This window comes from Geobacillus vulcani PSS1, assembly GCF_000733845.1.
Classification (GTDB): Bacteria; Bacillota; Bacilli; order Bacillales; family Anoxybacillaceae; genus Geobacillus; species Geobacillus vulcani.
This window is the reverse complement of the sequence record NZ_JPOI01000001.1, coordinates 2,420,683-2,440,654: the sequence shown is the minus strand read 5'-3', so window position 1 is coordinate 2,440,654 and position 19,972 is coordinate 2,420,683. Positions and strand designations below refer to the sequence as shown.

Here is a 19,972-nt window from a genome sequence, read left to right as displayed (position 1 = left end):
CTCAAAAAATCCTTCTGTTTTCCGTGAAAATCCCCACCACTGGGTGAGTGCTGTATACGCTCCTGATCCGTGTGGGTATACTGAAAATGGCCAAAGAAGGCAATAGGAAAGCAGAGGTGCCCCATTTTCGGGCATCTCGTATCATCCGGCTGCCTGTTGGCTATACTAAATGAGTTGTGGTTGGCGGAACGACTCTTTGCGGGAGATCATGCAAAAGATGATCACCAACATTCGTCGAGCCGTGGCGATGAGGGCTTTTTTCTTCCCGCATCGGGCCGCCAACGACCAAAATTTTCGGGACAAGGGATGTGTCTTGGATCGAGCTGCTGACCATGCCGCCTCGCATAACGCTGATCGAAGATGGGGATTGCCTTTGGTGGTGCGCGTGCTCTTTCGCTTTCCGGCGCTTTCATGGTTGCCGGGGGACAACCCCGTCCATGAAGCCGCCCGTTCCGGCGTTTCAAAGACGCTCATGTCGGTTCCCATCTCGGCGATGATGACGGCGGCGGTTTGTTTTTTGATTCCAGGCATGGTCATCAGTAAGTCCACTTCCTCCCGATACGGCTCGAGCAGGCGGTCGATGTGCTGGTCGACTTCTTCGATGAGCCGCTCGCATTCCTCCACGTGTTTCCACAAGAGGCGAAGGAGACAGAGCTCATGTTCGGTCAAGGTGCCCAGCAGCGAATCGTACACCGCCTGCTTTTTCGTTTTGAGCCTGCCGCGCAGGCATTGATCCAGCTCGTCCTTGTCCACGTATCCCTTCTCGAGCAGCCGGGCAAGGATGTTTCGTCCGGAAACGCCGAAGAGATCCGAGAGGACGGAGCCCAGCTTGACATTGGAAGACTCCAGCACTTTTTGAATCCGGTTTTTCTCTGAACTCAACTGTCCGACCCACTTTTTGCGCAGGCGGGTAAAATCCCGCAGTTCACGAATCGGCGCTGGGGGGACGAAACTTTTTTCAATGAGTCCATGGCGGAGCAGCTTGGCGATCCACTCGGCGTCAGAGACATCGGTTTTTCTTCCCGGGACATTTTTGATCCGCTGCGGATTGGCCAAAGTCAAGTCGACATAGCCCTCGAGGAAGGCAAAGACCGGTTTCCAATACACGCCGGTGGATTCCATGGCGACATGGGTGACCCCATGGTCTTCGAGCCACTCGAGCAGGTCGCCAAGCCCTTTCGAGAACGTTGAGAACGTTTGGATCTCCTTTTGAATCTCCCCCTCTTCTTCCCATAGGGCACAAGCGACAATAGTTTCGGTATGAACATCCAATCCTGCGCAGCGAGGATAGATGACATCCATGATGAAACGCCTCCTTTTCGATGATGGAGTGCGCAAACAGCGAATCCACGGGAGACATGCGGCAGTTTTCCGTTCGTCGTCACCTTTCCTCTATCACAGGAAAGGGCGGACAATGGGTGGTGCACCCAGTGGATTCAAACACTTTTCCGTACAGGGTCTAAGCCACCATTAAGCATAACGTCCTGTTGAACTGTTTGCGCCTATTCTTCATTATGGGAAGAAAAGGGGGATTTTCATCCCCGGGTGGAGGGCAGATCGTGCTGCCCATGGATCTTTTCCTTGAAAATCATGCTGAAAAAACAGCTGTCAGTTGGGAAAGCGAATGCACTCCACTCGCCCAAAAAAACGGAGACAGGCGCCTCACTGGCCTGTCTCCGCATTCCCGTTACGCTAAAATCGCCTCGATGTTCTCAAGCACTTCGTCACTCAGCACGACATCGACCGCCTTGACGTTTTCTTCGACTTGTTCCGGGCGGCTGGCGCCGATTAAGGCGCTGGCGACGTTCGGCTGGCGCAGCACCCAAGCGAGGGCAAGCTGCGACAACGTCACGCCGAGCTCAGCAGCGATCTTTTCCAACCGTTCCACTTTCATTAACACTTCATCATTGAGCAATCCTTGGATGAACGTGTTCGCTTTCGGATCGGCGGCGCGGCTGCCAGCCGGCAGCGCTTGGCCGCGTTTGTACTTGCCGGTCAGCACCCCTTGAGCGAGCGGCGAGAAGACGATTTGGCTGATGCCGTTTTGTTCGCACACCGGGATGACTTCTTTTTCGATGTAGCGGTGAAACATGTTGTATTGCGGCTGGTTGACGACGATCCGATCAAGCAGATAGCGATCGGCTACGCCGAGCGCTTCTTGAATTTGCTGGGCTGTCCATTCGCTGACGCCGACATAAAGCACTTTCCCTTGGCGGACGAGGTCGTCGATCGTGCGCAGCGTTTCATCGACGGGCGTCTCTTTGTCATAGCGGTGGCAATAGTAGATATCAACATAATCCAGTTGCAGCCGCTTTAAGCTCGCATGGAGCTGCTCAAACACATGCTTGCGCGACAGACCGCGGTCGTTCGGGCCGTCGCCCATCGGCCAAAACACTTTCGTCGCGATGACGTACGACTCGCGCGGATATTTGCGGAGCGCCTCGCCGACGATTTTTTCCGCTTCTCCGCGCGCATACACGTTCGCCGTGTCAAACGAGTTGATGCCCAACTCATACGCTTTGTCAATGACGCGAATGGCCGTTTCTTTTTCCACGGAATTGCCGTATGTAAGCCAGCTGCCTAAACTGATTTCGCTCACCTTGAGCCCGGTGCGGCCGAGTTTGCGATACTTCATTTTCCTTCCCCTCTCCTTATGAATGGCACCAATGTCAAATGGTTGACAATTTGATTATACTCCTCGACCGCTTGATCGCCAAGAAATTTGCCTGACTATTCCAAACAATCCCCAGGATGCAAAAACGGCCCTGCCTTCCGCCCAGACATTGGAAAGACAGCCTGCTCCCGGCTCCTCACCAAAAGTTGTACTTGATTTTTTCATAACATACCTTTACTTATGCGTCCAAGAAAGAACAGGAAACAAATCATTTTTTGCATACACTTGTTCAGAGAAGTGTGCCGTCTGTCAAGTACATGTTGTGGTGATGAACCCTGTTCCCGTTTCACCCACAAGTGTTGGAATCGATGATTTTTTGCAAACAAGCAAAATTTTTTGTAGATTTCCGTAGATTTTCGTAGACGCATATTTACAATGAATTCGAAAAACGTTCACAAATTTGTCACAAAGGAGGGGGGATATTGATTTATTTCCACCAGGTCAACAAATACTACGGCGATTTTCATGTGCTCAAAGACATTAACTTGACGATCAACCAAGGAGAAGTCGTCGTCATCATCGGGCCATCCGGCTCAGGCAAAAGCACGCTTGTGCGCTGCATCAACCGGCTCGAGACGATCTCAAGCGGCGAGTTGATCGTTGACGGCGTCAAAGTGAATGACAAACAGATCAACATCAATGAACTGCGGCGCAATATCGGCATGGTGTTCCAACATTTCAACTTATACCCGCATATGACCGTCTTGCAAAACATCACGTTGGCGCCGCGCAAAGTGCTCGGCATGTCGGAAAAAGAGGCCAATGACATCGCCATGTATTATCTCGAAAAAGTCGGCATTCCAGATAAAGCAAACGCTTACCCGTCCGCGCTCTCCGGCGGCCAGCAGCAGCGCGTCGCCATCGCCCGCGGATTGGCGATGAAACCGAAAATCATGCTGTTTGACGAACCGACATCGGCGCTTGACCCGGAAACGATCGGCGAAGTGTTGGATGTCATGAAGCAACTGGCAAAAGAAGGGATGACGATGGTTGTCGTCACCCATGAGATGGGGTTTGCCCGCGAGGTGGCCGATCGCATCGTCTTTATGGATCAAGGGCGCATTTTAGAGGAAGCGCCGCCTGAGGAGTTTTTCGCGGCCCCGAAAGAGGAACGGGCGCGTGTCTTTTTAAGCCGCATTTTAAACCATTAATTCCGGTCAATCAAAGGGGGTTTTCTCATGAGAAAGAAAGCATGGAAATGGTGGATTACCGTCGCCTTAACGGCCTTATTGAGCGCTGTCGCCTTGACAGGCTGCAGCACGACGGACAAAGGAGAAGGCGGAACATCGTCAGAAACGGCGAAAGCGACCAATACGCTTGAAAAAATTAAACAACGCGGCAAACTTGTCGTTGGCGTCAAATACGATTTGAACTTATTTGGATTGAAAAATCCGGAAACCGGCAAAGTGGAAGGATTTGATATCGATATTGCCAAAGGGTTGGCGAAAAAAATTCTCGGCGATGAAAACAAAATTGAATTGAAAGAAGTGACATCCAAAACGCGCATCCCGATGCTGAACAACGGGGAAATTGACGCCATTATCGCCACCATGACGATCACCGAGGAACGGAAAAAAGAAGTGGATTTCTCGGATGTGTACTTTATGGCTGGGCAATCGCTGCTTGTCAAAAAAGACAGCCCGATCAACAGCGTGAAAGACTTGAAAAAAGGCATGACCGTTCTGACGGCGAAAGGCTCGACATCGGCCGAAAACATCCGCAAAGTCGCGCCGCAAGTCAACGTGCTTGAATTTGAAAACTACGCGGAAGCGTTTACCGCGTTAAAAGCCGGCCAAGGCGATGCGCTGACAACGGACAACGCGCTGCTTTGGGGGATGGCGAAACAAGACCCGAACTACCGCGTCCTTGATGAAACGTTCACCGAAGAGCCGTACGGCATCGCCGTCCGCAAAGGGGACAAAGAACTGCTGCAAGTCATCAATGAATACTTAAAAGAAATTAAAGAAAACGGCGAATACGATAAGATCTACGAAAAATGGATCGGCAAAAAACCGCAACAATGACAGGCGAAACACGGTGGGCGGAACGCATCCGCCCACCTGTTTGCCCAAAGCCCTTCATTCAGCGAAGAAAGGAGGCTGATCGCCGTGCTGCGCTTTTCCATTTTGGTTGAACATTGGGATTTGTATATGCAAGGATTTGGCCATACGATTTTAGCCAGCGTGCTGGCTCTCATCGGCAGCTTGGCCCTTGGGACCATCATCGCCATTTTCCGCATCGCGCCGATTCGCCCGCTCAATTGGATCGGAACGGCGTACGTAGAATTCATCCGCAACATTCCGCTTGTCTTAATCGTTTTCGTTTTTTTTATGGGCTTGCCCGCCATCGGCATTCGCTTTGACTCGTTTACCGCCGGAACGCTCGGGCTGATGGTGTATACGGCCGCCTTTATCGCTGAAGCGATCCGCTCGGGCATCCAAGCAGTGCCGAAAGGACAAATGGAAGCGGCGCGCTCGTCCGGGTTGACCTATTTGCAGGCGATGCGTTACGTCATCTTGCCGCAGGCGGTGAAAATCGTCATTCCGCCGCTTGGCAATCAGTTCATCAATTTGGTGAAAAATTCGTCCGTTCTCGGCGTCATCGCCGGGCTTGATTTGATGTATTTCGGCGATCTCATTTCCTCGAAAACGTTCGTCACCTTTGACGTCTATATTTTCGTCGCCTTGTTTTACCTCGTCTTAACGATCCCACTCAGCCTTGGTGTCGGCTACTTAGAACGCCGGCTGCTCAAGGCGCGGTAGGAAAGGAGGGTGCATCATGGATTTTGCCGGTGCCTACACGCCCGCCCATTTGAAGTTTTTGCTTCAAGGGTTTCTCGTCACATTGGAAGTGGCGTTCATTTCCATTGCTTTGAGTTTTATCTTCGGCATTATCATCGGGGTCATTCGCTACACAAAAATCCCGGTGCTTTCTCAACTGCTCGCCGTGCTGGTCGAAACAATCCGGAATTTGCCGCTGCTCTTGATCATTTTCTTTACGTATTTCGCCCTTCCGGAAGTCGGCTTGAAGCTCGATAAACTATACGCAGCCATTTCGGCCTTGGTCATTTTTGAATCGGCCATGTTGTCAGAAATTGTCCGCAGCGGCCTGCAGTCGATCGATAAAGGGCAAATCGAGGCGGCGCGTTCATCGGGGCTTACGTATGGGCAGACGTTATGGTACATCATTTTGCCGCAAGCGTTGCGACGCATGGTGCCGCCGATCGTCAGCCAGTTTATTTCCTTATTAAAAGATACATCGCTGGCCATTGTCATCTCCTTGCCCGAATTGATGAACCATGCGCAAATCATTAACGGGCGCAACGTCAATTTCGTCATTCCGATTTTTATTCTCGTTGCGTTCATGTATTTTATCGTCAACTATTCGCTGTCACTCGTCTCGCGGCGATTGGAATACCGCCAGCGGTGATGGAACCGTATCCCCTTCTTCAGCTGGGGCATACGGTTTTTTCTTGCTATCTTTTAAAAAAGGCCGTTGTTTTCGCTTTTCTGTTATATAATAGAGTTGCAAACTAGGCCATGACTTTCACAAAGGCGGTGACGTCCACTGACACTAGCGAAAAAAGAACCTGTTTGGCTTCTTTTGCTTTTGCTTTCGGCGACCGCGTTTCTGGGCGAAATGAAAATGAACCCGTTTGACAGCCCGTTTCGCGTCTCGCTCGGCAGCGCCGTTTTTGTTCTTGGGTTGGTCGCCTTTTCTTCCCTTCCCCCGCTTGTCATCGGCGCAAGCACCGGAGCGGTGGTCGTCGGGTTTCGCGTTTTTCTCGACGCCTTGACGGGGGAAACGGCCGCATCAGAAAGCCTATGGACTCACCTTCCGGCCGCCGGATATTACATCAGCTTTGCGGCTATGGCGGCCATGGTTCACTTTCGCCGGCAAATGGCTGCGCCCATCCGCGCGGGAGTGATGGGAGCCGCGCTGGACTTTCTAGCCAACGGCTGCGAGCTTGCCATTCGCTATGGAATGGGAGAATCGTTCCTGTTTAGCGGCCACATGCTCGTCGTGCTGTCGCTGTTTGCCATTTTGCGCAGTTTCTGTGTCATTGGCGTTTACAATATGTGGATGACCAAACATGTCCGCTCTCTGGCCGAGGCAAGAAAAGAAGAGCTTGAGCGGCTGATGATGGTCAACAGCGGGCTTTACGAAGAGATGGTTTACTTGCAAAAATCGATGGCGCTCATGGAAGACATGACGCGCCAAAGTTATGATCTTTACTCGCGCCTTGTGGAAGGCAAACCGGTTGAACCGCGCATCGCTCTCGACCTTGCCGAACATATTCATGAAGCAAAAAAAGATATGCAGCGCATTTTCGCCGGTCTGTCCAAACTGATCGGCCGCCAGTCAGGAAGGGGGCGCATTCCCATCGCTGAATTGTGCGCGATGGTGATTCGCGCCAACGAAAAATACGCCAGCCTGTCTGGAAAAGCGATCACGTTTTCCTATCACGGACAGATCGACTTGGCCACTGATCAGCTCTATCCACTGCTTTCCGTATTGAACAATTTGGTGTCCAATGCGGTCGAAGCCATTCGCAAAAACGGAGCGGTCGAGCTGCGGGCGCGCTTGGAAGGAAACGGGTTGGTCATCGAAGTGGAAGATGACGGCCCTGGCATCTCCGCTGATGATATCGCCTGGATTTTCCAACCAGGCTTTACGACGAAATACGACCGCCAAGGCAATCCATCAACAGGAATTGGACTGACCCATGCCCGTGACATCGCCCAGGCGCTCGGCGGTCATCTGCAGCTCGTCAAAAGCGAACCCGGCCAGACCGTCTTTCGCCTCGTTGTTCCGACGTCCCGCCTGCTGCAGGCGCAAACCGATGCCTTTCAGAACGAGCGTCCACCTGTACCGCCGCAAGGGGCACATCTTGTTTGAATGGCCGCGGCACCATCAAGAAAGGGGAGAACAAAGGGATGGGAGGACTTCGTTTTTTTCTCATCGAAGACGACCCGGCAGTCCGAAAGATGCTTGAAAAGTTAATCCATGAATCGGGGCTCGGAGAGGTGGTCGGCTTCGCTGAGGACGGCTTCAACGTCCGCACCGCCGATTTGCTTGACGTCGATGTCGTGCTCATCGATTTACTCATGCCGGGGCGCGACGGCATTCAAACGATCAAGGCGCTGCGGGAAGAAGGATTTGCCGGAACCTTTATCATGATTTCTCAAGTCGAAAACAAAGAAATGATCGGCCAAGCCTATTTGCAAGGCATCGACACGTACATTCAAAAACCGATCAACCGCTACGAAGTGCTGTCAGTGCTCAAGCGGGTCGCCGATCATATGTCAGCCATCCGTTCGCTTGAGTCGATCCGCCAAGTGCTGAAAGGTCTTGAGCCGCCGTCGGCCGCTCGTGAATCCATTCCGAACCAAGCCGCCATTGAACAGCAGGCCGAGCAGCTTCTCCTTCTTCTTGGCGTCGCCGGCGAGGCGGGCAGCGCGGATGTGCTTCTTGTGATGCGTTGGCTGGCCGAACAGGAAGCAAAAGGCCGTCCGGTGCGGGAACTGCCACCGTTGAAAGAGCTGTACGCGGAACTCGTTAGGCGGGAATATGGCCTGTCGCCTGCGGAAACAAGCAAAGAAGCGCGAGCGATGGAACAGCGCATCCGTCGGCTTGTCTTGCAGGCGTTCACCCATCTCGCCTCCCTCGGCCTCACCGATTACACCAATCCGACGTTTGAGCATTTCGCGCCAAGACTGTTTGATTTTGCGGACATCCGCCGGCGCATGAAAGAACTCGAGCGAGGCCAGAACGAGACGGAATGCCGGATGAATGTGCGCAAGTTTTTAACCGCTTTTTTTCTCGAACTGAAACGAATCTAGAGGGTGATGATACGCCTTTTCAAGGTCGAGGGCAGGCCATGGGCTTGCCCTCGTTGCCCCTAGGCGCGACAAAGAATCAGGCAGCCACCTCTCTATATCTTCATCACGCTAGCAACCGATGGAGTCTTCCTGCTACCAACGAATGAGACAAAAGCGGCGGCCGCCATGAACGAAGCGAAGCAGCGATACATCTTCCTCAATCACCTCACCGATCACATTGACTCTGTCATCGGGCGGGAGGTCAACCAAAGTCATTTGCAGTTCACCGGCATACCGGCCATAACGTTCGTTATCGATCGTGATGCGGCCTGCCCGACGCGGCACCGGGGGGAGAGGCTGCAACGCTTCCTGCGGCCATGCAATGGAGCAGCGCGATTCAACGGAACGAATCACATCGCGAGCCGCATCGCGCCGGTTCGTATGCATCGTTTCGACCAAAGCCAACCAACCCGCTCGGACAATCGGCCGGTAGCGGATGGGAATGACATCTGACCGCACCCAATCTATGCGCTTAAGCACCCCATCCGACACGGCGAGGTCACCGACGAACACCTTATTCACGCCGTAGGTTTCCATAAGTTCAATATAAGCATAAACCGGATCGGCGTTCCGATGTGCTTCTAATGTCGGCAGCCCTTCATAGAGAGGACTTCGTTTTTTCGCATCCCCAGGGATAAACGCACCGATCGTCTCGATGCCATACCGGCGCAACAATTGATTTTGCGCTAGCATCGTCTCCCCTCCCAAACCTGTCTCCGGTCGCGGATAAAAATTATGCCATGCTTCCACATTGGATTCGTCCGCTTGATAAGAGGCTAGCTCCTTACATTCCCTTTCTGTCACCGTGCTTGCGTTCAACACGACACTCATTTGTTTGGACAACGAAGCGGCTTCTTTCATAGAAAAACCGTCATCCAACCGCAGCCCGACAATCCCCCAACGCCCGAGCACCGTTGTGATGTCGGCATCAGCTGACAGACGTGCTATGACGGCGGGGTTGGCATCAGCCACGACCCCAATGCCATAGCGGGAAGCAAACTGGCCGATATGATCAAGCTTTTTTCGCTCCCTAAGCTCTTGGCCTTTTGAAACATGCAATGAGGTGAACAATTGTTTCGCCCCAAGCTGCGCTGCAAGCCGAAAGATGTCTTCAATTTGCTCGAGCGGCTGAAAAAGATAAAACGAAAAAGAAAGCATTATCATCCCCCACTAAATATGCGCGGCCATTTCTTCTTTAAACCCGAACCAATACGTAAATAGGAAGCCAAACGTGTACGAAATGACGAGTCCAATGAAATAAATCACATACTTTCCATCGGCAATAAGCGGGATGAGTGACAGCCCGGATACGCCAATGCCAAGCGCCGCTGTTTTCATCACCGCTTGAAATGCACCGCCGACCGCCGCCCCAAGACACGCGGTAACAAACGGCCGCCCAAGCGGCAATGTCACCCCGTACAACAGCGGCTCCCCGATGCCTAAAAATCCAACCGGCAACGCCCCTTTGATAATGTTGCGAAGCCGTTCGTTTTTTGTTTTGACATACACGGCGATCGCCGCCCCGACTTGACCGGCTCCGGCCATCGCCAATACCGGCAGTAGCGGCGTCGAGCCCAATTTTTGAATCAACTCCATATGAATCGGGGTTAATCCGTGATGCAGTCCGACCATCACGAGCGGCAAAAACGTTCCGGCCAACACAGCACCCGCGACTACTCCGCCGATGTCAAGCACCGCTTTCAGCCCGCTTGTAATCGCGAACGACAACCAACCGGCAAGCGGCTGCACGGCGATCAAGGTAAACAGACAGACGATTAACACGGTGATAAGCGGCGTGACGATAATGTCGACCGCATTCGGCACAAACGAACGCACCCGTTTTTCGACCGCCGCCATGAGCCAAGCGGCAAGCAAAACTGCAAGCAGTCCTCCCCTCCCAGGTGTAAGCGCTTCCCCAAATAGCTTTATATCAGCCAATGCCGGGTTGAAGACGAGAATACCGGCAATCGCCCCTAATACAGGAGTGCCGCCAAACTCTTTCGCTGTATTATATCCGACTAACACGCCAAGTGAGGCAAAAATCCCCCCGCCTATCAACAACAACAGCTGCAGCCACGTCGTCTGCGGATCAACGCCGGCGTTTTTCGCAAAGTTGGCGATTCCGTTAATAATCCCTGACGCCACCAACCCGGGAATGAGCGGGATGAAGATGCTGCCGATTTTGCGAAGCAACCGCTTTAGCGGCGTTTGCTGACGCGCTTTCACCCTTGCTTTTGTCCGCTCCGCAATATCCTCAGCCTCATTTTCGATCACTTCCCCAAGTTCTAGACCGGTAAGTTCGCATAGCGCAGCCGCCACTTTATTGACAACACCAGGGCCAACGACAATTTGCAAAGTCTCATCCTCTATGACTCCCATGACCCCTTCGATCTGTTTTAAGGCGTCAATGTTCGCTTTGCCCGGCTCGCGCAGTGACACGCGCACCCGCGTCATGCAATGGGCAATGCGGATGATGTTTTCTTTTCCCCCAACGTACTGAAGTATCGATATTGCTATTTGTTGTTCTCGAGTCATGATCGTTCTCTCCCCCTTATTTCGTTATTCAAGCGCTTTACGCACAAACCCCTTTGCTTGTTGCAGTCGTTTTTTTGCCTCTTCATAACCGCATTGGCGCAAAATCATCACGATCGCCGTTTTCACCTCCCCTTTGGCCTGTTCATAATAGCGGGACGCCTCTTCGGCGCTGACTCCTGTCGCCTCTATTAAAATGCGCTTTGCCCGCTCTTTTAACTTTTCATTCGTCGCCTGTACATCGACCATCCAGTTCCCATACACTTTGCCAATACCGACCATCGCTGCCGTAGAAATCATGTTGAGCACCATTTTTTGCGCTGTCCCAGCTTTTAACCTCGTTGAACCAGCCAACACTTCCGGCCCTGTTTCGATTTCCACCGCCGCATCGGCATACTGACTGATGGCGGCTCCTTTATTGCAGGCGATGCTTCCGGTCGATGCCCCGATTTGTTTGGCATAACGAAGGGCGCTGACCACATACGGCGTTCGGCCGCTTGCTGCAATGCCGATGACAACATCGTTTTCCGTCAAGCCGACTGCCTGTAAATCGCGAACAGCAGCCTCTTCATCATCTTCCGCTCCTTCCACCGCCTTCGCAATCGCTTCCGGTCCTCCGGCAAGGACCGCCTGCACCATGGACGGTTCAGTTCCAAATGTCGGCGGGCATTCGACCGCATCAAGCAATCCGAGCCGGCCGCTCGTCCCCGCCCCGACGTAAATCAACCGCCCGCCGCGCCGAAATGCGGCGATGACAAGATGGACGACTTTTTCAATACAATCAAGTTGCTCAGCTACTGCGGCAACTGCGGCCTGATCTTCCTCGTTCATGACGTGCAAAATTTCTTTTGTCGTCATTTCATCCAAATGTTTCGTTTTTTCGTTTCGTTGTTCTGTCGCAAGATGTTCAAGCAATTTTGTCACCTCTTTGCACGTTTTAAGAAATTATATTTCATAATTATATTATAAATTTATGAAATAAAATATCAATCTATTCTTTTTTGTTTGAAACATTCCCACAAAAAAAGCGGGCCCGTCTCAGACCCGCTTTACCTCCGCAACCGCACCACTTCTTCTCTTGTTTGATGAAATCGTTCAATGACCCGGCTTCCCACCCGATGGAACGTAATCAAATACAAGGCATCGATCACGTTGAGCTGCACCATTCTCGATGCCATACTGCCAATGCGATGGTCTTGCTCAACATCCGGCAGCGCAAGTCGAATATCCGCTTCCTTATATAACGGTGATGAAGGATCAAGCTTTGTAATGGCAATGACCGTCGCCTGCTGCTTTTTGGCAAACCGGGCGATCTCCAATACATCTTTCGTCCGCCCTGACGTCGATATGGCCACGAACACATCTCCTTCTTTCAAATGGGCCACCAGTGGCAGCATCGTATGAAAATCAGGCGATGTTGCCGCCATGTAGCCAAGCTTCGTAAACTTATAACTAGCGTCCACCGCTGCGGCCGCGGAGCCGCCTACTCCGTAAAAAACCATCTTCTTGGCTTTGATCATCGCCTCAGCGGCTTTTTCTAACTCGCGCTTATCGAGTGTTGTCGTCGTCGCCTCAATGGCCGCCTTATTCACATAGGTCACTTTCATAAACAGCTCATACGGCGCATTCGGCTTGTCAATGATGGAAAAATCATTAATGTTCATATCCGCCATCGCCAACTCACGGGCAAGCGCCAGCTTCAATCCCGGAAAGCTGCCGATGCCGATCGCCTTGCAAAAGCGAACGACACTCGCCTCGCTTGTATCAGCTGCCCGCGCCAACTCTTTGGTGGTCATCGTCGGAATCAGCTCCGCATGGCGAAGAAGATAGGCAGCCACTTTTTGTTCCGCCGGTGACAATTGCTCGAGCTGCTGTTCGATTTTCGCTAAGATCCCTATTTCATTCATCATGGTCCCATCCTTTCCGGCCACTGTTGCTATTTCCATCTTATCATGGATATCCCTTTGGACTCTACACCACAAAAAACTTGAATAAAAAATGTTTGAATTCAAGATATATATCTGCTATGATTAATGATGGAATGATGAAGTAACCAAGAGGGGGAGAACAATGACAACATTCCAACTTGACAAAGCGCACAGCTCGATCACTTTTCAAGTCCGGCATATGATGATTTCCAAAGCAAAAGGGGAATTTACCAACTTTGACGTCGACGTGCAAGGCGATGTGAATGAACTGGAGTCGCTGAAAGTAAAGGTAACGGTTGACGCCGCTTCAATCGATACGAAAAACGCCGACCGCGACAACCACCTCCGCTCGGCCGACTTTTTCGACGTCGAGAACTATCCGACCATCACCTTTGTCAGCGACTCGGTGCGCAAACTGTCCGACACTGAATACGAAGTGACCGGACAGCTGACGATTCGCGGCGTGACGAGAACGGAAACGTTCAAAGTCGAATACAACGGTCAAGTGAAAAACCCGCTTACCGGCGGCATCACCGTCGGCTTTGACGTCGAAGGAACGATCAATCGTGAAGATTACGGATTGGTGTGGAACGTCGCGCTCGAAACTGGCGGATTCCTCGTCGGAAAAGAGGTAAAACTCAACGCCAGCTTTGAGTTCGCCCTCAGCTGAGCGGCGCAGCGAAGAAGGTGTCCCGTTGCCTCGGGACACCTTCTTTTGCGGCTATATACACATCGAACAACACGATGCTGCATTGAAGGCGAATCCCCTTTTCCTAATAAGCCGCACACAAAACCATTTCGACCACATGTTCTGGCGGATCACCTTCAGAGTCAACCCTTTTCGGCTTTGAAACGAAACCGCTGTGCGATGCCAACATTTTGTTTCGCCTCATTGCGCCGTATACCCGCCATCGATCACGACCGCCTGCCCAGTGACGCCTTTCGCTTGTTCGCCTGCCAAAAAGAGAACATAATGGGCGACTTCTTCAACGGACAAGAGCCGACGCTGCGGCACGAGCGGGTAAATGACTTCCTCGAGCACCTTCTCAAGCGGCACCTTTCTTGTCGCCGCCAAATCAGCGAGCTGATTGCGGACGAGTTCTGTGTCGACATACCCCGGACAAAGCGCGTTCACCGTAATCCCGTACGGTGCCCCTTCTAGCGCCGCCACTTTCGTCAAGCCGATTACCCCGTGTTTTGCGCTGTTGTAGGCGGCTTTTCCGGCAAACCCGATCAATCCGTTGATCGACGCCATGTTGATGATGCGGCCGTAGCGCTGCTTCTTCATCAACGGAAACGCATGCTTAATGGCCAAAAACGGCCCAACCAGCATGACGCGGATCAACTGCTCAAACTTCTCGGTCGGAAAGTCTTCGATATTGGCGACATATTGCAAACCGGCGTTGTTCACGACAATATCGAGGCGCCCCCACCGTTTGGCCGTTTCCTGGATCGTTTGCTTCACCTCTTCTTCCGCCGTCACATCACACTTGACGCCGACGGCCTCGCAACCTAGCTGCCGCAACGACTCTGCCGCCCGTTCCACCTCTTCCTGCTTCAAGTCGGCAAGCACGACGTTCACGCCGTTGGTCGCCAACGTTTTCGCTACTTCATAGCCGATCCCCCGCGCCGCTCCGGTGACGAGGGCTGTGCGATGCACCATCATTCCCCTTCCCCCTGCTTCATCTGCTCATACACCTCATCATACTGCTTCGCCAAGTCAAAATCGAGCGTCGTCAACCCTTTCGCACGCCATGAGGACAGTTTTACGGTGATCAACTTGTAGTCGATGGAAATGAACGGATGGTGGTTGGCGTTTTCGGAAATGGCGGCGATTCGCCGGACGAACTCAATGCCTTGCAAGTAGTCTTGAAAGCGGTATTTTTTCACGATCCACCGCTCGTCGGTGAGCTTCCAGCCGTCTGCTTTGGCAAGCAGCGCTTGCACTTCCTCTTCGGTTAACCGCACTGTGATCCCTCACTCTCTATGATTACTTTGAAATACGTCAGCCAATGGAATGGACAACTCCGCAAACAAAAATGAGACAAGGGCATCGCGTTCGCCAAAGACATTCCGCTTCTCGTACCCTTTCTCACCACGGCCGTACACTTCCACCGTCCGATGCAGCGGATCGACGATCCAATATTCCTTGACGCCAAACTGTTCGTACAACATATACTTTTCGTTTCGATCTTTCAACGCTGTACTGGGTGAAAGCACTTCCACTACCAAGTCAGGCGGACCATCGCAGCCTCGGCTGCCAATTTGGCTTTGATCGCAAATGACGCTGATATCTGGTTGCACGACATGCTTCGCCTGTTCATAGTCCCCCTGCTCATCAAGGCGTATATCAAATGGCGCCATGACCACCGTGCATCCTTTTTCACGAAAAAATGCCCGCAAAGCGACATACAATTCCCCGACGATAGACTGGTGGACAAATGAAGGAGCTGGTGCCATGTTGTAGGGCACGCCGTTGATCAGCTCCCACCTTCCGTCCCACTTGACATAATCTTGATACGTATACCGTTTCTTTTGCCGCTCTGTCGGCTTCACGTCCATTCCCCCATCCGCTTGCTTTACCCTTATTATACCATCGGACATCCGCGGCCGTCATACAGCTTAAGAGCTTGCTCCGCAAAAAACATTCATGAGCCCTTGCTCCCTAAGAGGTTGGTGAAAAATCCCTATTTGCCTTGATCGATGATTGAATGCGCGAACATAGAGACTGATGCAACAAGCTTTTTCTACTCAAGAAACGATTCCGAGAAGCGGTTGCGCGAGTAAATCACCAGCCTCCTAAAAAATGACCGATCAAGGCGCGGCATTTTCATCGGAGGCTGGTGAAAAACAGCTGTTACCCTTGATCGCGATGAGTGAATGGACGACAAGAACGGCCGATGCTACAACGTTTTTCGCTTGGGAAACGATGCTGGGAAGCCGGATGCACGATTCAATTGCGATCCTTGAAAGGGGCCATGGATGATAAATAGTTCCTCGACCTGGGATGAACATCACCGCTTGCCGGTGTGGGGTGTGAACCGAAAGGAAGGGTGTCCCCAAAGGGCTGGGAGCACCCTTTTTCATCCGCTATATATACGTACTGACTGCTTCTGCCGCACGATATGTTGCCTGAAAGGTAGACAGCCGTTTGAGTCAGCCTCTTTTTCGCCAAATGCTTGTTTTAACATAATTCCGAAAGAAGTCTCCCACTTCAAACGTGTGAAGGGCGTAGCCCAACGATCAGTGGGAGATGAATTTCGGTTGGCGTTAGCCAAATCTTATGATAAACTGATCATATGTTTCTTGATAAGTGGCTATATGGGGGTTGAGTGGACAAATGAATAGGCAAGAACCAAGCAGATTCCTTCCACTCGTAAAATAGCCAAGGTAGAAAAGAACTTCCGTCATGTCGGATATCTAGGGTTGGGACGACCCGAAGTCACGCTCAGGGAGACGAAAGGTTGCTTTCGTCGCGGAACTGAGAAGCTCCCACTTTAAGCAAAGCTAAGTGGGAGTAGTTCACGGCCGCAAGCCTGCCAACTGCTCGGCAAGGCGCAAATAAAAGGAACGAATCGGAAACAACGGATTCGGGTCAATGCCAACGACTTCCAAATGATCGACATTGTACGTTCCCATGTCATTCCAAACCCCTTTTCGTATTGTCCCATCATACGGCACGATTCGATCGCTCGACCCACGTTTTGGACCGTTCATCGAAACCGTATTGACGATGCCGTCGTTTTCAAGCCAGCGATCGTCAATGCCGAGCGCTGGATTGCGGTACGAACCGAGAAACGGAGCGCAAACGACCGCACTAAATGCGTTCATGCCGAGCTCCGGATAATGGTTTCCAGTCCATGCGCCTTGCTCCGTTCGCTCGGTGGAAAAACTCAAATAATACGTGTTGGGACTCGCTTGCACCCACCGATTCAACGCTTCAGCGCCGGGAATGGATAAATCGTAGCGGGCGGTATCTGTGGACGTCCAAACCGGAGAGCGCTTGAGCCGTTCAACATAATGGTCGAACGATTCACCCGGCTGGCGGCGCAGTCCCCATTGGTCGAGTTTGAAGTCGTACACGCTGTCTGTGTAAGGCACATTGCTGGCGACAGCCGCCGTTTTCAGCACCGCTTTTTGCAAATCAAAGAAGCGGTCGGTGAAATCGACCATATTGACAAGCGTCGTTCCGTCATGAGGAGTGGCGATCGTCGTCACACTTAACACGAAACGATGGCCGCCTTCGAACAACGGTGACAACGACACATTGTGCGCCTTGGCGTACTCCCGCTCTTCTTGGCTGCCATTCTCTAGGAGTGAGACAAGCAAGCGGGCCGTCTGTCCTCCTTGGCTATGGGCGATGATATGAATGAGGCCGCCCCGTTTCAATTCTGGCAACAGGCCGGGATACGCGCGGCCAAACCGCGCATGACCGTGCTTTGCCGCATGGGCTGCCCCGTAATCGACCGTTCCACCGACAAGCTGAGCATACGCTTCACACGCTCGGTCCCAATTGCTTGAGAGCGGTCCAACCGCCAGCGTATAAGTTCGATAACCGTTGTCGTTCAACCATTGTTCGATATCGTCGCGCACGCCGCCCCAGTACTTGAATCCAACCATTTCGTCCCTTCCCCAGCCGGTAAAACCATGGAGAAGCACGATGGGGGCATCATTGGCGCGTGAAGCTGCCGCTTCGGCCCGCCCTGCCGTGACCGATAGGCCGAACACAAACCATAATCCGAGCAACAGAAACAGAACCCGATAGCATTTCATCATGCTCTCCTTCTCCTCCCCTCGAATAGACTGAACCCCCTTATGGTTAATTGCCTGAATATTCTATACATAATAATCAGGATATTCAATCCCGGCAATTGTCGGATTTTCTTGTGAGGGAAAGAGAAGGCCCACTTCTATACTGATGCATTTCGTTTCTGGCTAACTGCAGAAGAACTCTCCACTCTAGGAGATCTTTCGTTCAATCATCTCCTTCGCTTTTACCCATGTATGGGCTGTTAGCTAATTGGCAATCAGACAGAACTTTTGCTCGTAATGGGCGAGCGCCAACAGCGGAAAAATATAGCGGTAGCTATGATAATGGATGTAAAAGGCGCCGGCCATCCCTTGTCCGACCGGGTACGAGGCGGTCCAATCCGGGTGATGAAGCATACGGACTAGGGCGCGAACACCGGCTTTCATTTCCGGGGTCGGCCGCTCGGCGGCAGCGATCAGTGCATCGAGCGCCCAAGCGGTATGGACGGGCGTGCTGGCGCCAAGCGGCACATACGTTTTTGCTCCGTCACTTTTGCACGACTCACCCCAGCCGCCATCAGCATTTTGGATGCTTAAAAGCCAATGAACAGCTTTTTGCATCGCCGGATGATCGGCCGAGACGCCGACAGCCGAAAGCCCCGTCACCGCCGCCCATGTGCCGTATACATAGCAAATCCCCCAGCGCCCATACCACGAGCCGTCAGCTTCCTGATGGTCAAGCAGCCAGTCGACGGCGCGGGCGACGGCGGGGTGGTCTTTTGTTAATCCAGCGAACGTTCCGAAATATTCAAGCGTCCGTCCGGTCAAATCCGCTGTTGACGGGTCCATCAACAAAAATTCCGCCCCTTCGATCAGCAAATACCGCCAAAACCGTTTGCCTACGTTCTTTTCAAACGCCGCAAACCCGCCGTCATTGTTTTGCATCGAAAACAGCCATCGATTCGCCCGGTCCCACGCATGGCGAAACGCCGTCTCTTTGGCCGCCGCCCGACGGATGGCGCGCAGCGCGGCGGTCGTATCGTCGACGTCCGGATTCATCGTATTCACATCGGAAAATCCCCAGCCGCCCGGTAGGCTGTGCGGATTGTGCACCGCCCAGTCGCCGTAGCGAATGTGCTGGCGCGACAACAAATAGCGGTTCGCTTTCTCAATCGTCCGGTCAGTCGACGGCACGCCCGCTTCCTGCAGCGCATAGCTCGCCAACGCCGTATTCCAGACGGAAGCGGTGGTATATTGCATATGCGTATGCCCATCGATTTCGGTTCGCAGTGAGCGCAAACCGCGAACAGCCCGGGCAATATGCAGGTCGTCTTTTGGATAACCAAGCGCGAGCAACGCAAAAATGAACAAAAACGTCGAGCTGAAATAGCTGTACAACGTTCCATCCGGCTCGATATGACCGAACATATAACGGACGGCGCGTTGTTTGGCGGCATCGTGCAGCTCGTCTGGAAAACCGGTCAACGCTCGCTTGATGTATGACCATAGCGCCCGGTTTTCCGGCAGCCGCCAACCTCCGCGGGAAGCTGCCAAATCAGACAAGTCTGGGCTTTTCGCCGTTTTCCTACTGTACCGGCGCTCCGCGGCGACCAGAAGCGGAATCATGTTCGCCCTTCCATACACGGAAAGGTCATACATATTAAGCGGAAACGACGGGGGGAGAAGGAAAAAGGCAAGCGGCAGCGGAAACCGTCTAGGCCATGGGTGCTGTCCGGTCAAAGCCAGCATCACTTTTGTAAATAGATGGACGTTCTCTAAACCGCCCATTTCCAAAATGCGCATTTTTGCCTTTTGCATGTGCGGATCGGTTTTTTTTCGGTAGCCGGAGTAAAGCAAGGCATAATACGCCTCGGTTGTTGCCGTCACGTTGCCGTCTCCTTCATCGGCAAACAGCTTCCACGCCCCGTTTGCCTCCTGACGGCTTTCGATTCGCTCGACGAGCGCTTGGATCAACGGTTCATCATTTATTTCGAGCGTCCGCAGTAAAATGATCATATAGGCATCGGTGGAAATGCCGGTTTCAAACGGAAACCGCCACGATCCATCAGCTGCTTGGGACTGTTTGAGCGCATCAATGAGCACACTTCGTTCATCAGCCACCATTCATCGCCACCTTTTTTCGAAAATCCCGTTTCTTTCCATATTTATTCAATTGGCGAGCCCATGATGCGCCAAAAGGAGGTCAT

The 19,972-nt window shown here is 52.5% G+C and carries 18 protein-coding genes; 7 read left to right on the top strand and 11 right to left on the bottom strand.

Annotated features, from left to right (window positions below):
- Window positions 1-165 precede the first annotated feature (165 nt).
- Entirely contained in the window at window positions 166-1,302 is a 1,137-nt protein-coding gene (locus tag N685_RS0113205) for an IS110 family RNA-guided transposase (protein WP_031406100.1), read from the bottom strand.
- Between the two features lie 385 nt (window positions 1,303-1,687).
- A complete protein-coding gene (locus tag N685_RS0113200; RefSeq protein ID WP_031409069.1) occupies window positions 1,688-2,635 on the bottom strand; it encodes an aldo/keto reductase family protein in 948 nt (315 codons plus the stop codon).
- Between the two features lie 461 nt (window positions 2,636-3,096).
- Here N685_RS0113200 and N685_RS0113195 point away from each other — a divergent pair, with 461 nt between their 5' ends.
- The 6 genes from N685_RS0113195 to N685_RS0113170 all read left to right on the top strand — a co-directional run bounded on the left by N685_RS0113195 (window position 3,097) and on the right by N685_RS0113170 (window position 8,517).
- Window positions 3,097-3,825, top strand: coding sequence for an amino acid ABC transporter ATP-binding protein (locus tag N685_RS0113195; protein ID WP_031409067.1), 729 nt, complete (start codon window positions 3,097-3,099; stop codon window positions 3,823-3,825).
- A 27-nt stretch (window positions 3,826-3,852) separates the two neighbouring features.
- Entirely contained in the window at window positions 3,853-4,698 is an 846-nt protein-coding gene (locus N685_RS0113190; protein WP_031409065.1) for a glutamate ABC transporter substrate-binding protein, read from the top strand.
- A gap of 84 nt (window positions 4,699-4,782) precedes the next feature.
- The gene (locus N685_RS0113185; RefSeq protein WP_031409063.1) at window positions 4,783-5,436 is read left to right on the top strand and encodes an amino acid ABC transporter permease; all 654 of its coding nucleotides are present in this window, start codon (window positions 4,783-4,785) and stop codon (window positions 5,434-5,436) included.
- A 16-nt stretch (window positions 5,437-5,452) separates the two neighbouring features.
- Complete coding sequence (locus N685_RS0113180; RefSeq protein WP_031409061.1) at window positions 5,453-6,103, top strand: amino acid ABC transporter permease; 651 nt, start codon at window positions 5,453-5,455, stop codon at window positions 6,101-6,103.
- 210 nt (window positions 6,104-6,313) lie between these two features.
- Entirely contained in the window at window positions 6,314-7,573 is a 1,260-nt protein-coding gene (locus N685_RS0113175; RefSeq protein ID WP_051870849.1) for a sensor histidine kinase, read from the top strand.
- A gap of 38 nt (window positions 7,574-7,611) precedes the next feature.
- Window positions 7,612-8,517 (top strand): response regulator, encoded by a 906-nt coding sequence (locus tag N685_RS0113170; RefSeq protein WP_031409058.1) that lies wholly within the window; start codon window positions 7,612-7,614, stop codon window positions 8,515-8,517.
- Between the two features lie 132 nt (window positions 8,518-8,649).
- Here N685_RS0113170 and N685_RS0113165 read toward each other — a convergent pair whose 3' ends face one another.
- From N685_RS0113165 to N685_RS0113150, 4 genes are all read right to left on the bottom strand, one after another.
- The gene (locus N685_RS0113165) at window positions 8,650-9,714 is read right to left on the bottom strand and encodes a MupG family TIM beta-alpha barrel fold protein (protein WP_031409056.1); all 1,065 of its coding nucleotides are present in this window, start codon (window positions 9,712-9,714) and stop codon (window positions 8,650-8,652) included.
- A gap of 12 nt (window positions 9,715-9,726) precedes the next feature.
- Complete coding sequence (locus tag N685_RS0113160) at window positions 9,727-11,091, bottom strand: PTS transporter subunit EIIC (protein ID WP_031409054.1); 1,365 nt, start codon at window positions 11,089-11,091, stop codon at window positions 9,727-9,729.
- A 24-nt stretch (window positions 11,092-11,115) separates the two neighbouring features.
- On the bottom strand, window positions 11,116-12,003 hold the full coding sequence (gene murQ / locus N685_RS0113155) for an N-acetylmuramic acid 6-phosphate etherase (RefSeq protein ID WP_031409052.1): 888 nt from the start codon (window positions 12,001-12,003) through the stop codon (window positions 11,116-11,118).
- Between the two features lie 134 nt (window positions 12,004-12,137).
- Window positions 12,138-12,995, bottom strand: a complete 858-nt coding sequence (locus N685_RS0113150; protein ID WP_031409050.1) for a MurR/RpiR family transcriptional regulator — start codon at window positions 12,993-12,995, stop codon at window positions 12,138-12,140.
- A 163-nt stretch (window positions 12,996-13,158) separates the two neighbouring features.
- Between N685_RS0113150 and N685_RS0113145 the strand changes: the two genes are divergently transcribed.
- A complete protein-coding gene (locus N685_RS0113145; RefSeq protein WP_031409048.1) occupies window positions 13,159-13,686 on the top strand; it encodes a YceI family protein in 528 nt (175 codons plus the stop codon).
- Between the two features lie 219 nt (window positions 13,687-13,905).
- On the opposite strand, the gene N685_RS0113140 is transcribed toward N685_RS0113145, so the two are convergent.
- The 5 genes from N685_RS0113140 to shc form a co-directional block, all read right to left on the bottom strand.
- Window positions 13,906-14,682, bottom strand: a complete 777-nt coding sequence (locus N685_RS0113140) for a 3-hydroxybutyrate dehydrogenase (protein WP_031409046.1) — start codon at window positions 14,680-14,682, stop codon at window positions 13,906-13,908.
- The gene (locus tag N685_RS0113135) at window positions 14,679-14,984 is read right to left on the bottom strand and encodes a 4a-hydroxytetrahydrobiopterin dehydratase (protein WP_031409044.1); all 306 of its coding nucleotides are present in this window, start codon (window positions 14,982-14,984) and stop codon (window positions 14,679-14,681) included. The genes N685_RS0113140 and N685_RS0113135 overlap by 4 nt, the downstream gene beginning before the upstream one ends.
- A gap of 9 nt (window positions 14,985-14,993) precedes the next feature.
- Complete coding sequence (locus tag N685_RS0113130; RefSeq protein ID WP_031409042.1) at window positions 14,994-15,578, bottom strand: Uma2 family endonuclease; 585 nt, start codon at window positions 15,576-15,578, stop codon at window positions 14,994-14,996.
- A 960-nt stretch (window positions 15,579-16,538) separates the two neighbouring features.
- The gene (locus N685_RS0113120) at window positions 16,539-17,789 is read right to left on the bottom strand and encodes an esterase/lipase family protein (RefSeq protein WP_031409038.1); all 1,251 of its coding nucleotides are present in this window, start codon (window positions 17,787-17,789) and stop codon (window positions 16,539-16,541) included.
- 243 nt (window positions 17,790-18,032) lie between these two features.
- On the bottom strand, window positions 18,033-19,889 hold the full coding sequence (gene shc / locus N685_RS0113115) for a squalene--hopene cyclase (RefSeq protein WP_031409036.1): 1,857 nt from the start codon (window positions 19,887-19,889) through the stop codon (window positions 18,033-18,035).
- Window positions 19,890-19,972: the final 83 nt, after the last annotated feature.

Excerpts from the sequence above, each read along its gene's own strand:
- N685_RS0113200 (WP_031409069.1), bottom strand. The coding sequence starts at position 2,635 with ATGAAGTATCGCAAACTCGGCCGCACCGGGCTCAAGGTGAGCGAAATC.
- N685_RS0113160 (WP_031409054.1), bottom strand. The coding sequence starts at position 11,091 with ATGACTCGAGAACAACAAATAGCAATATCGATACTTCAGTACGTTGGG.
- N685_RS0113120 (WP_031409038.1), bottom strand. The coding sequence starts at position 17,789 with ATGAAATGCTATCGGGTTCTGTTTCTGTTGCTCGGATTATGGTTTGTG.
- shc (WP_031409036.1), bottom strand. The coding sequence starts at position 19,889 with ATGGTGGCTGATGAACGAAGTGTGCTCATTGATGCGCTCAAACAGTCC.
- N685_RS0113140 (WP_031409046.1), bottom strand. The coding sequence starts at position 14,682 with ATGATGGTGCATCGCACAGCCCTCGTCACCGGAGCGGCGCGGGGGATC.
- N685_RS0113170 (WP_031409058.1), top strand. The coding sequence starts at position 7,612 with ATGGGAGGACTTCGTTTTTTTCTCATCGAAGACGACCCGGCAGTCCGA.
- N685_RS0113190 (WP_031409065.1), top strand. The coding sequence starts at position 3,853 with ATGAGAAAGAAAGCATGGAAATGGTGGATTACCGTCGCCTTAACGGCC.
- N685_RS0113130 (WP_031409042.1), bottom strand. The coding sequence starts at position 15,578 with ATGGACGTGAAGCCGACAGAGCGGCAAAAGAAACGGTATACGTATCAA.
- N685_RS0113205 (WP_031406100.1), bottom strand. The coding sequence starts at position 1,302 with ATGGATGTCATCTATCCTCGCTGCGCAGGATTGGATGTTCATACCGAA.
- N685_RS0113175 (WP_051870849.1), top strand. The coding sequence starts at position 6,314 with ATGAAAATGAACCCGTTTGACAGCCCGTTTCGCGTCTCGCTCGGCAGC.
- N685_RS0113180 (WP_031409061.1), top strand. The coding sequence starts at position 5,453 with ATGGATTTTGCCGGTGCCTACACGCCCGCCCATTTGAAGTTTTTGCTT.
- N685_RS0113150 (WP_031409050.1), bottom strand. The coding sequence starts at position 12,995 with ATGAATGAAATAGGGATCTTAGCGAAAATCGAACAGCAGCTCGAGCAA.
- N685_RS0113145 (WP_031409048.1), top strand. The coding sequence starts at position 13,159 with ATGACAACATTCCAACTTGACAAAGCGCACAGCTCGATCACTTTTCAA.
- N685_RS0113165 (WP_031409056.1), bottom strand. The coding sequence starts at position 9,714 with ATGCTTTCTTTTTCGTTTTATCTTTTTCAGCCGCTCGAGCAAATTGAA.